The sequence below is a fragment of the Agrobacterium sp. H141 genome, from assembly GCF_057158725.1.
The window spans coordinates 2,595,440-2,607,878 of the sequence record NZ_CM169893.1; the positions used below are offsets into that span (position 1 = coordinate 2,595,440).

Annotated in this window: 11 protein-coding genes; 8 read left to right on the top strand and 3 right to left on the bottom strand. The window is 53.6% G+C overall.

What is annotated here, in order from left to right:
* Positions 1–68 precede the first annotated feature (68 nt).
* On the bottom strand, positions 69–911 hold the full coding sequence (locus ACWPM9_RS11855) for a PopZ family protein (RefSeq protein ID WP_484755274.1): 843 nt from the start codon (positions 909–911) through the stop codon (positions 69–71).
* 294 nt (positions 912–1,205) lie between these two features.
* Positions 1,206–1,859, bottom strand: a complete 654-nt coding sequence (locus ACWPM9_RS11860; RefSeq protein ID WP_484755275.1) for a protein-L-isoaspartate O-methyltransferase family protein — start codon at positions 1,857–1,859, stop codon at positions 1,206–1,208.
* A gap of 511 nt (positions 1,860–2,370) precedes the next feature.
* Between ACWPM9_RS11860 and ACWPM9_RS11865 the strand changes: the two genes are divergently transcribed.
* From ACWPM9_RS11865 to ACWPM9_RS11900, 8 genes are all read left to right on the top strand, one after another.
* Complete coding sequence (locus ACWPM9_RS11865; RefSeq protein ID WP_484755276.1) at positions 2,371–3,327, top strand: flagellin N-terminal helical domain-containing protein; 957 nt, start codon at positions 2,371–2,373, stop codon at positions 3,325–3,327.
* 266 nt (positions 3,328–3,593) lie between these two features.
* On the top strand, positions 3,594–4,304 hold the full coding sequence (locus ACWPM9_RS11870; RefSeq protein WP_484755277.1) for a YoaK family protein: 711 nt from the start codon (positions 3,594–3,596) through the stop codon (positions 4,302–4,304).
* A gap of 152 nt (positions 4,305–4,456) precedes the next feature.
* A complete protein-coding gene (locus ACWPM9_RS11875; protein ID WP_484755278.1) occupies positions 4,457–6,061 on the top strand; it encodes a phosphoethanolamine transferase in 1,605 nt (534 codons plus the stop codon).
* 515 nt (positions 6,062–6,576) lie between these two features.
* Complete coding sequence (locus ACWPM9_RS11880) at positions 6,577–7,560, top strand: capsular polysaccharide export protein, LipB/KpsS family (RefSeq protein WP_484755279.1); 984 nt, start codon at positions 6,577–6,579, stop codon at positions 7,558–7,560.
* A gap of 135 nt (positions 7,561–7,695) precedes the next feature.
* Positions 7,696–9,003: a UDP-glucose dehydrogenase family protein gene (locus ACWPM9_RS11885; protein ID WP_484755280.1), complete on the top strand. Its 1,308-nt coding sequence runs from the start codon at positions 7,696–7,698 to the stop codon at positions 9,001–9,003.
* A 194-nt stretch (positions 9,004–9,197) separates the two neighbouring features.
* Positions 9,198–9,968: an ABC transporter permease gene (locus ACWPM9_RS11890; protein ID WP_484755281.1), complete on the top strand. Its 771-nt coding sequence runs from the start codon at positions 9,198–9,200 to the stop codon at positions 9,966–9,968.
* On the top strand, positions 9,965–10,624 hold the full coding sequence (locus ACWPM9_RS11895; protein WP_484755282.1) for an ABC transporter ATP-binding protein: 660 nt from the start codon (positions 9,965–9,967) through the stop codon (positions 10,622–10,624). Before ACWPM9_RS11890 ends, ACWPM9_RS11895 begins: the two co-directional genes overlap by 4 nt.
* Complete coding sequence (locus tag ACWPM9_RS11900; RefSeq protein WP_484755283.1) at positions 10,624–11,913, top strand: KpsE/RkpR family capsule polysaccharide export protein; 1,290 nt, start codon at positions 10,624–10,626, stop codon at positions 11,911–11,913. The genes ACWPM9_RS11895 and ACWPM9_RS11900 overlap by 1 nt, the downstream gene beginning before the upstream one ends.
* A gap of 84 nt (positions 11,914–11,997) precedes the next feature.
* Here the strand turns inward: ACWPM9_RS11900 and ACWPM9_RS11905 are convergent, their stop codons facing one another.
* On the bottom strand, positions 11,998–12,153 hold the full coding sequence (locus ACWPM9_RS11905; RefSeq protein ID WP_484755284.1) for an IS3 family transposase: 156 nt from the start codon (positions 12,151–12,153) through the stop codon (positions 11,998–12,000).
* Positions 12,154–12,439: the final 286 nt, after the last annotated feature.

The following is a 12,439-nucleotide window of genomic DNA, read 5'->3' on the forward strand; positions in this document are numbered from 1 at the left end:
CTGCAGTGTCAACAGCAAAGCCGCCCCGGCGGCCGGAGCGGCTGATTGTCTGCATGCAATACGGTTTCTTAACGACGCGGGCCGCGCGCCACGCGCTCGATCTCTTCTCGAACCAGACGCTCGACCAATGTTGGCAGATTGTCGTCCAGCCATTCCTTGAGCATCGGTCGCAGCAGTTCTTCTGCCATTTCGTCCAGCGAGCGACGCTGCTCTCCATCGACAGCTTTCGCCAGATCGCCGAAGGACCTGGCGACATAGGCGCCGGTCTCGGCTGAGATCAAGGCATTTTCGCGTGTCTTTTCGTCGATCGAGTTTGGCAGAGACAGGGCCTCATCAGCGGCATCGCGAATGGCGTTGCGAATTGGCTCTTCGACCATGGACGGGCGAAGCGGTGCCGTCATCAGCGGCGCTTCAGAGCCGCGCAAGCCTGCAAGGCTGTGGCTCACATGGGCAGTTTGCGGCCCTGCGGCAGGCGCCGCTGCCGGCTCTGGCCGACGCATTTGCGCCGGTGGCACCGATGAAGACGCAGATGCTGGAACGCCGGGCTCGGCGCGATCAGCCGCTGCGCGAACGCGGGCCGCCAGATCAGCAAGTGAAATATTCTTCGGCGGTTCGGCGTCATTTGCTGACGGTTGAGCGAAGGACTGACGGCTGGGCTCCGGTGTGTAATGCTGCATCTCTGCACGAGGACGCTCATCATTGGCGGCGAAAATGGCGGCGGTCGCCATGGTCTCATCCTCGATCGTCAATTCCGCTTCATCGCCGATATCGCCACCCTCATCTCCATAGGCGTTGGACATTGGAGAGGAGAAGTCGCGCGGAGCCTCCGGATCGTTGCTTTCGATGATCTTGCGGATCGATGCGAGGATCTCTTCCATGGACGGTTCACGCGCTACATTTGGCTGTGCCATTTTCATTCCCGTATTTTCGAGCTCAAAGCGACGGTCGCCGCCGACAACTGCGTCGCGAATCACCGTAGGATACCGCGTTGCAGAAAAAAATCACGCCGGAGAGTTTCTCCCGCGTGATACACAGATTTATGAAGTGATGGTTAAATCAGCTGCAGCTGCAGCACCAGGCACAAAGCAATAGCAGCGTACGACCAGCGCTCAGGCGATTGCCCCTGCCCCTTCGCCCGATCAGTTCCCATCAGCCGACATAACAGCATTAAGCGCTGCGCCGCGTGAAAGATGGGACAGCGTGATTCAGAAGACGAATTCAGCGGCCCGACGAAAGCCCGGAAGCGGCTTCAAGGCAGCGTTGAAATAGTCGCTCTTGGAATAGGCGTCCTGCGAGCGGACATGCACGATTGCACGTGCCGCATTGCCATAGCCGACGACGGCTATCAGCTTGCCGCCTTCCCGAAGCTGACCGATCAGGGCTTCCGGAACGTCTTCAACAGCGCCATTGACGAAAATGATGTCATAGGGCGCCTCGGCAGCGTAACCCGCTTCCAAAGGCCCGGTGACGACGGCGACATTGTCATAGCCGAGTTCAGACAGGGTCTGGGTTGCTTTCGCGGCCAGTTCCTCGTCGCTTTCAACCGTCACGACAGAACCGGACAGAAGCGAAAGAAGTGCTGCGGTGTAACCGCAGCCACAGCCGATTTCCAGGACGACGTCATCCTTGCCGATATGGGCCAGCTGCAAAAGCTTGGCGAGTGGTGACGGCTCCATGATGTAGCGGCCCGGCGCAATCTCGAGGTCTTCATCGATATAGGCAAGCCGGACCTTGTCTGCCGGCACAAAGGATTCGCGCGGAACAGCGAGAAACGCCTCAAGCACCGAATGCGCGGTGACATCGGTTGTGCGTATCTGGTTTTCCACCATCTTGATGCGCGCCGCTTCGAAATCCATCATGTCGTTGAGTCCCATTCCAGCCTGTCTGCCTTCTCTGTCTCTTAAATCCCCCGCGCCCGGCTTTCAAGGCTCGGTTTTGATCGACGAGGAAAAAGCGAGGAGCCGATGGATTAACAGCGTTCTATCAGGATTGAAGCTGTTTTCCAACGAGATGGCCCATTAGTGGCCTCGCCCGGAGCAGATTTGTTTATAGGGATCAATTAGCTGGCGGGCTTTTGGGCCACATATCGCGATTTGAAAAACGCAACAAAATCAACATGTCCTGCCACACCTTGCCACACGTCCGGATGACATCGCCTCAATACCTAGGCCTGCGATTAAAGCATGAGGGCAGATATCTTAACTGCGTTGATATTTCTGCGGCACCACGTGCTTCGAAGCGGTCCAATTTAACTAGTGATTAATTCAAAATTTAACATGCGCATCTATTTTAGGATTGCGCATTTCTGACCATGACGGACGGCGGAGCAATCCGACGCGCGATGAGTATTGACCCATTATGAGTTTTCCGATGGTTAGCATTCAAACAAACGGCGCCGCTATTGCAGCGCTCGATACACTGCGCTCGATTAATTCCACACTCGACAAAACCCAAGGGCGCGTTTCAAGTGGCTACCGAGTAGAAACGGCATCTGACAATGCTGCCTATTGGTCGATCGCCACCACAATGCGGTCCGACAACAAAGCCCTATCGGCGGTTCAGGACGCCATTGCTCTTGGGGTTGCCAAAGTCGACACCACCTATACTGGCATGGAAGCTGCAATCGATATAGTCGATGAAATCAAAGCCAAGCTGGTTGCTGCCCGTGAACCTGGTGTCGACAAAGAAAAAATTAACAAAGAACTCACCGAGCTCAAGCTGCAAATCCGCTCGGTTGCCGAATCTGCAAGCTTCAGCGGTGAAAACTGGCTTTACGGAACAGACTCGCTCGGTGCCCAGCCTGCCGAAATGGTCTCCGGCTTCACGCGAGCAGCAGACAATACCGTTACTGTGCAAACCACGACATTCGACGTGGACTCGGCCATTCTGATCAGTGACGGAGCCGACTATAACGGAATGCTGACTCTGCGTGTGACTGTCGACCAGCCATCTGGCACGACTACGACGCCGGTCGACTATTTCATGATCGAATCCGCCGCCGGTTCGGCCGGGAACGAGATCACCTTGAGCTCCACAACCACCTCGGAAGAGGTGGAGGGAATGGTCATGGCCACCGACAAGTATCTGCAGATGATGACGGACGTCGCCGCGACACTGGGCGCCACCCAAAGCCGTCTGGAGATGCAGGGCGAATTTGTCTCTGACCTCAGCGACACCATTGAGACCGGCGTCGGTCGTCTTGTCGATGCAGACATGAATGAGGAGTCGACCCGGCTGAAGGCTCTGCAAACACAACAGCAGCTCGGCATCCAGGCACTGACGATCGCCAATTCGAACTCGGAAAATATTCTTTCGCTCTTCCGGTAAAAGCAATATCGGCAATACAAAATCAAGGCCGTCCCTCCGGACGGCTTGTTTTCATTTTCCTGCGGACACACGCCCCTTGGGTTGCTAGCTTACGTTCCACATTTTTTGGCAGCAAATCCTCCAAAATCGGATCGCGTTCATATACATATATATGTGCGCCTCATCCTTTGAGTCGGTCAGACTTCTGAAGCCCAAGGATCGCCATCAAGGCGTTTTGAGCTATTACGCGCCGATCGGTTCTTTCCTTCAACACCTGAAATGCGCCCATGCTTATTCATGACGGACAAACACGTGAGCTGAAGTCGGACCTCACCCTCGGTGGGATCCTGGCGTTCATCGCGGGTGGAGTGAATAGTGCCGGTTATCTGGCCTATGGATATTTCTCCGCCAACATGACTGGTAATGTATCCATGGTGTCCGAACTTGTTTCGGCCAGGCATTTTCAAGCAGCCGCAGCATTTTGTGCGATTGTGGGCATGTTCATCGTGGGAGCATTTGTCGCCACTTCTCTCATTCAAGCCGGCAAATCGCGCGGTTACAGCAACATCTACGCTCTAACACTCATAGTCGAGGCGGTAGTGCTTGCCCTTGCGGGGCTTTGGGTGTCCCTCTCGTTTGAACACATCAATGGGCTGGCGCTTGTTTCCGTGCTCAGCTTTTCAATGGGTGTCCAAAATGCCGCTTCGACTCGGATATCAGAGAGCCGAGTGCGCTCAACGCATGTCTCCGGTATCGCGACAGACATCGGCGTTGGCCTGGCACTTCTTACAGGCAACGTGTCGCGCTCGCAGCGAACAATGGTGATGGAGCGTTTGCGTCTGCACGCGGTCACGATCGCCTCCTTTGCGCTCGGCGGCATTGCCGGCGCTCTCACTTTCGAGACAGTCCAGGGATTGGCTTTTTGCCTGTTTTCAGGCGCCCTGGTTTTGCTGAGTATTCGCTACATCCGGATCGGAAAACGTCCGGTTGATAGCTGAGGGTTGACTACGCAATCCTGACACACCCCATTCTGCGTTATCGCGCATAATTTCAGGTTTATGTCAGCTTCCCAAGTTTATAGGGCGGACTCCTGAGTCCATTCTAAAAGAGGAAGCGCTTGTCCAAGCCGCAATTGAAATACAGGCCATCGATGCGCAGCGAATGGTTGTGCATACTCAACGCAGCCTACATCCTCCTTTTCATGAACGTGACTTTTTGGAAAAAAACGTTCGTCTATCTCGATGGAAATGTCTTGGCCCTGCTTGCCATTGGCATCGGTCTGTTCGGGGCATTCATAGCGCTGATGCTCACCTTCTCGGCGAAATACATCATCAAGCCAGCACTCATTTTCTTCATCCTGGCAAGTGTTGGCGGCGCCTGGTTCATGGATCGGTTTGGCACCATCATCGACAGTGAGATGATCCGCAACGCCATGGAAACCAGCCAGGCAGAGGCAGGTCACCTGATCACGTCCGCGTTCATTCTCCACATGGCGCTGTTCGGGCTGTTGCCGGTGCTCTTCATCGCCTCGGTGAAACTGGTGCATCGCCCAATCCTGAAGAAGATGGCTGTCAATATGCTCATCATCGTGCCGTGCCTGATCGTCTTCGGACTAGCCGGCCTATGGAATAGCGGGAGCTTCATCTTCAACATTCGACAGCATCGAGACTGGTTTAGCACCTTGAACCCGGTCTTTCCGGTGGCAAGTGCTGCGGGGTTCTTCATCGGAGCGGCCAAGGAAGAGGACATCGTCGTTCAGCCGCTTGGAACCGACGCGAAGGTGGTGAACAAGGCACCGGAAGCGCACCGCAAGCCGCGTGTCACCATCGTGGTGGTCGGTGAAACGGCACGGGCGCAGAACTTCCAGCTCGGCGGCTATGCGCGACAAACCAACCCCGAACTGAGCAAGCGTGACATCGTCTATTTCGACAACACCTCGAGCTGTGGAACCGCGACAGCCGTCTCGGTCCCCTGCATGTTCTCAGTCTACGGCCGGGCCGAATATTCCCACGTTAGAGCGATGGGGACGGAAAACCTCATGGATGTGCTCAGCCATGCCGGAATCAAGACCGAATGGTGGGACAACAATACCGGCGACAAACACGTGGCCGATCGCATCCAGAAAACAGCATTCTTCAACTCCAAGGATCCGCGTTATTGTTCGGACGGAGAATGCCTAGACCAGATCCTGGTCGATGGGCTTGATGGATGGCTGGACAAGGTCGATGGCGATTCCGTTCTCGTTCTGCACCAGTTCGGTAATCACGGACCTGCCTATTATCTGCGCTACCCCAAGGAATTTCAGAGATTCGCTCCCGATTGTAACTCGGTCGAATTCAACACCTGCACACCTCAGACGATCACGAACGCCTATGACAACGCCATCCTCTACACTGACCATATTCTCGCAGAGGTAATAGACAAGCTGCGTGCCCACGAAGACCGACTGGACAGCGCCATGATCTACATGTCGGACCACGGCGAGTCTCTGGGTGAAAACGGTCTGTACCTGCATGGCGCGCCTTACCTGTTCGCACCGAAGGAGCAGACACATATACCATTCGTCCTGTGGACCTCCCCTAGCCTGTTGACATCAGCCGGCATAGAGCGCTCCTGCGTCTCGGTCGAGGCGAACGCACCGCATTCACATGACAACCTGTTCCACAGCGTGCTTGGCCTGATGCAGGTTAGGACGGCGGTCTATCAGCCCGCGCTGGATATTTTCGCAGGGTGTCGGAGCGGGGTGCGTTCGTGATGCACAGTTGAAAGCTAATCTCCCAAAGTTCCGCTGCATACGCTCAAACGATCGACATGTACAAATCGCGCCGTGCGGCAATTCGTGCAAACAATCCCGTCCAACCAAAGGCTGCCCCAGTCCGATCTCACAAAACATCAAAAGGCAGTTTCGGATGGTTTCCAAAGCGACTAAGCAGAGTTTGCACTCTGATATTGCAAAAACTGTCATGGAACACCTCCTGATATGCGCAACTCCGACGGAGGCTGAGGTCTAGTAAGGCTCTCGCAAGCGTAAAGGACCGCGCAGAGGATGAACATTACGGCTCCACCATATTCCAGTCGAATTTTGTTCATAGCACGATATGGCATAGGCCATGACTATTGAATTATAAGATTCGAAACAACTTGCTATGTGTGTTGGATTATACAACAGAGGCTCGCGCCCGGCTTGAGCTAGCTGGTAGACGGGAAGTCGGAGCTCACCGGCCAACGAGGTTTCACTAAAAACTAATAGACAGGAAGTTTTAGGCGAGCATGAAAGAGCGAGGCGGGATCTGCGTCACTTCTTCTGGACTGATGAAAATGGAGGGGCTAGATGTCTTTCTTGGTGCGCCAGTTTGCCGCCCTCCTGTTTTCCTTCGGCCTCAAAATATCGAGTTTGTGGCAGGCTGGGGCGTAAAAAAAAGTGGCAAGAAGGCAGAGAGCCTCGCGATGAGGTGGGGGGTCCAACCACTGCACTTGGAAGATGGATTCTTGCGATCAGTTCATCCAGGACGAAAATCAAGACCATACGCACTCGTAAGAGACCATGCTGGCATCTACTATGATACTACCCGCCCCTCTGACCTGGAAAATCTTCTGAATGCGCAAGTCGATGTACTCTCCGGTATTGCTGATGATGTGGCCCGCGCTCGAAGGATGATCATCACGCACCGTCTAAGCAAATATAATCACGCACCACATCTGTCTCAATCCCACCTAAAAAGCTCCGATAGCCGCAGGATTTTGGTCGTAGACCAAACCGTCGGAGATACCAGCATTGCGAAAGGCTCTGCAAATGGGGCCACTTTTGACCAAATGCTGCGTGCAGCTTTGGACGAAGATCAGAGCGCTACTGTCTACGTGAAGACGCACCCAGAAGTTACGAACGGGACAAAGAAGGGTTATTTTAGCGAACTCAAAGAAAGCAAGAGAATTGTATTACTCCGTGATGCAGTCAACCCCATAAGCTTGGTGTTGGAAATGGATAGTGTGTTCACCGTGACCTCAACCATGGGATTCGAAGCCTTGCTTGCAGGTAAGCCAGTTTCCTGCTTCGGTATTCCTTGGTATTCAGGGTGGGGCGTTACTGACGACCGTCAGTTTTGCAGTAGGCGCAATCGGAGCCGAAGTGTTGATGAGTTATTCGCCGCAGCCTATTTTCACTACACACGCTACATCAATCCAGCGACGAAACAATTGGGATCGATCTTTGATCTCATGGACTGGCTCATCTCTCAGAAGGCCACGAACATGTAGCCAATGCCACCGCGAGAGTCGCCAGATAAAGTTTGCCTAACCCTTTTGAAAGAAAATGGGCCTGCTGGACATTGTCGCGCAGCAATATTACTGCGCTAGTCAGATGAATTCACGAACAAAAATGGAGAATGACAGTTGCGAATAGCGATCATTGGTACCGGTTATGTCGGCCTCGTTTCTGGCGTCTGCCTTTCGGATTTCGGTCACGACGTTACCTGCATCGACAAGGCTGAAGCTAAGATCACGCAGCTGAAAGCTGGCGAGGTGCCGATCTTCGAGCCTGGTTTGGACGAAATGATTGCCCGCAATTTGGATGCCGGGCGCTTGTCCTTCACGACGGATCTTGCAGGCCCGGTCGCTGATGCTGATGTAGTTTTCATCGCCGTTGGCACGCCGTCGCGCAAGAGCGATGGCCATGCTGATCTGAGCTATGTTTATGCGGCCGCCCGCGAAGTGGCAAAGTCCGTCAAGGGCTTCACCGTAATCGTCACCAAGTCCACGGTTCCCGTCGGGACCGGCGACGAGCTCGAGCGCATCATGACGGGGGCCAATCCGGATGCCGATCTCGCCGTCGTCTCCAACCCGGAATTCCTGCGCGAAGGAGCGGCAATCGACGACTTCATGAAACCGGATCGTGTGGTGATCGGCATGAATGATGTGCGTGCCCGAAAGATCATGCTCGATGTCTACGCTTCGCTTGATCCAGCGGTGCATCCGGTGCTGGTCACATCGCGGCGGACTGCAGAGCTTACCAAATATGCCTCCAATGCCTTCCTGGCACTGAAGCTCGCCTATATCAACGAGATCGCGGATCTTTGTGAAAAGGTCGGTGCAGATGTACAGGATATCTCAAAAGGCATGGGCCTCGATAGCCGTATTGGCCACAAGTTCCTGAATGCCGGTCCGGGCTATGGCGGCTCGTGCTTCCCGAAGGATACTCTGGCGCTGGTAAAGACCGCCCAGGATCACACAGCGCCCATCCGCCTTATCGAGACGATCGTCGGCATCAATGAGACCCGAAAGCGGGCGATGGCCCGCAAGGTTGAGCAGGCCGTTGGCGGCGAATTACGTGGCAAGACAATCGGCATTCTCGGGCTCACCTTCAAGCCGAACACCGACGACGTACGTGAATCACCGGCCCTCGCCATTGTTCAGGCCCTCGTTGACAAGGGCGCACACCTGAAAGCTTATGATCCTGAGGGCATCCCGCAAGCCAAGGAGCTCCTGCCGGATCTGGACTACAAGACCGGTGTGAACGAAGTTGCTGACGGTGCCGATGCTCTGGTCATCATCACTGAGTGGAAACAGTTTAGGGACCTGGACTTCGCCGGCCTGAAGACGCGTATGAAGACACCGGTGTTGGTGGATCTGCGCAATGTCTATCAGGCCACAGACGTCCGGCATAACGGGTTTGAGTATCACAGTGTAGGTCGCGCCAATTGATACAGCAATTCTGCCCAAAGCTCCCGTGTTCGGTAATCTACACCAAGAGCGCATAGCGGTGCCAACATGACAGCATTAGTGCTCCTTGAGAAATTTGCCATTTTTGTGCCGTCAGTTTTTCCTTTGCTATCCCTGACAGCGCCCTCTATGAACATCACTGTTATTGCTGCCACGCACATGCTTAGATACGAGTCATGCTGTTCATAACCCATTACCGTATTGTCATTGCCCTTCTCATCCGCGAGATGGCATCCCGCTTTGGAAACAAGCCAGGTGGCTACCTCTGGGCCTTGTTGGAACCCGCCGGTTACGTGCTTTTGATGACGTCGGTTTTCCGCGTTGTTACGCACACGCCTGCACTTGGAGACAGCTTTCCATACTTCTATGCTTCTGGATATATGGGCTTTTTTTTCTACAATGGAACATTGAGCTATGTTGGAGGCGCCTTGAGTGGGAACAAAGCACTTTTGAACTATCCGACGGTCGCGCCTATCGATACCGTAGTAGCCAGGTTTATCCTGCAGATGCTCACCTGCGTGTTCGTCGCCCTTGCCACGTTCTACATAATCATCGAATTCGAGATGCAAAGGCCTCCCAACATCAACTGGTGGCCAATTCTGGAGGCCGCAACACTCGGCGGCTTTCTTGCCCTCGGCGTTGGTATGAGCAATACAGTTCTCTTTCTCAAGTTTCCAGTTTATCAGAGCGTATATGGCATCATGACAAGACCGTTGCTGCTTATATCAGGCGTATTTTTCATACCTGAAGGAATGCCGATGCCTTATCGGGACATTCTGACGATAAACCCCGTTGTCCATGTCATCACATTATTTAGAACCGGGCTCTTTCCAGAATACCGGGCAACCAGCCTCGATCTGTCCTATCTTTATGCTATCGTCGCGCTGGCGCTTTTCAGTGGATCAGCGCTGTTTTTCGTTTCCTCCAAAACTCTGAGAAACGGATGATCAGGCTAGAAAACGCAAGCAAGCGCATGCATGTCAAAAACTCCAGTAAGGTCATACTGGACGGTGTGTCCTTTGTAATCAAGCGTGGGAAAAGCGTGGGCTTGCTTGGCCGAAACGGAGCCGGAAAATCGACCCTGCTGAAACTGATCGCAGGGACCCTACGACTTGATTCGGGGCGTATCATCAGAAAGGGAAAGGTTTCGTGGCCCCTCGGACTGTCGGGAACTTTTCAATCGAATCTCACAGGGGAACAAAATGTTCGTTTTGTTGCGAGAGTTTATGGTGTCGATACGGACGAACTTCTGCAGTATGTAGAGGAATTTGCCGAGTTAGGCGTTTTTTTTCGTGCGCCCGTCAAAACATATTCGTCCGGGATGAAAGCCCGACTTGCGTTTGGTCTCAGCATGGGAATTCACTTCGACTATTATCTTGTTGATGAGGTCACGGCGGTCGGAGACACCAACTTCAAACGAAAATGCCACAACGCATTCAAGGATAAGCTGAGTGATTCCGACGTGATAATGGTGTCGCACAGTACGTCAACAATCCGCGACTACTGCAGTTCGGGAATCGTGCTCGAAAAAGGCCGACTTACATTTTTCGACGACGTAGAAGATGCAATACTGACGCATGAAAAGAATATGGAGATTGACTGATGGCGAACACCGAAAAGACGCAGAACCCGGCTCGGCAAATCCCATCGCCCGTCTCGAAGGAGACCGCTCCACATCCGAATGTGCGTGTCCTTGAAGGCTTACTTCACAAAACGAAAAAGCAACGAGGGAAGAAAAAGTCGCTCATTCATTCGCGTCACCTGATCCTCGGAGCAGCCTTCGCGATTATGGTTGTCGTACCGACTAGCGCTGCGTCATTCTACATGACCTTCGTTGCAGCCGATCAGTACGAAAGCGCAACGTCCTTTACTGTGCGCAGCATTGATAACATGCCAGCGACTGGTGATTTGCTCGGTATATTCTCCCAAAGCGGTGCCACAAGCACGGTTTCTGACTCCTATATTGTGTCCGACTATATCCTGAGCGACCAGATGGTCCGCAAGATAGATGAGAAGTTTGACCTTTCGAGCACTTATGCCATCAGGGGTGGAGACTTCTATTACGGCCTCAAACCGGATTCTTCGATCGAAGATAAAACGGCTTTCTGGCAAAGCGTGGCCAGTGTCACCTACGACCATTCCTCTAATATATTGAAGCTGACCATTCGCGCATTCGAGCCCGCGCAGGCCAAGGCCATTGCGTCTTTTGTGCTGGCTAGTTGTGAAAGTCTCATCAATCAGCTCTCAGATTCTGCACGAGAGGAATCCCTCAAGTCAGCAAGGACTGAGTTGTCTATTGCAGAGAAACGGATCGTCGACGCGCGCACCGCAATTCGAGATTTCCGGGAGCAATCACAGGATATCGACCCAGTCGAGGCTGCAAGACAGGCGACCCAGTTGGTCGGCGCAATGGAAGAACGTCTGTCCAAGCTTACCTCCGATCTCACAACCGCTCAGTCGCAAATGGCAGAGGATACGCCGCGGGTTCGCGTTATCAAGGCGCAAATCGAGAGCTTGGAAAAGCAGATCAGCGAGGAGCGCCTCAAACTCGGTGGCGGTTCATCTGCATCCCAATCAGGCACTCGCGCCAGAAACTCCGATACGCCACTTCACGAACAAGCGGTCGCAGACAAACTGCAGCTATATGAGGCGCTTGAAACCGAACGAGAATTCTCGCAGCAGGCCTACACGGCTGCAATGGCGAGCTTGGAAAAGGCGCGCATAGAGGCACGCTCCAAACAACGCTACATCGCAGCATTCATTGAGCCAACGTCCTCAGAAGAGGCACAATACCCCAGAAGATTTCTCAATATCCTTCTTGTGTTCTTGGGTTCAATTTTTACCTGGAGCGTGATGACGCTTGGGTACTACAACCTAAGAGATAGAGCTTAAACATCTCAAGTCATATCAATCCCCTCAAGAGCACATTTCAGTTTAGCGTGCAAACGAAAACCTATGAGAATGCGTCGGCTCGGGTCAATCTGCGCCCCGCTTTACTCCAACCCGACGCTTTGGAACCTTGTTGTGGAACTGGAGGCTCATTTCCCTGTAGAGGCGATAGATTATTTTCTCGTTGACGGGCCAGCCGTCACGCTTCAGCAGCACGTGAACACGACGGTAGCCGTAGCACACACGGGCCTGACAGATGTCCCTGAGCTTCAGTTCCTCCTGCTCGCCGCGCCTGGACTTGTATACGTAAAGCGACCGGTCGGATCTTCAGCACTGCGCCGGCATGCCGGATGGAAACCTTCCAGTCCGGCTTGAATGCATCGACAAGCTGGCGCTTGCGGGCAGGCCTCAGAGCTTTTTTGACAGAACTTCCTGCAGCATGGCCTTGTCCAGCGTCAGACCGCTTAAATATCAAGCTTGCAAACGGGGAACAGTCCATAGATGTAGAAGTTCGCATCGGAAATCTTGG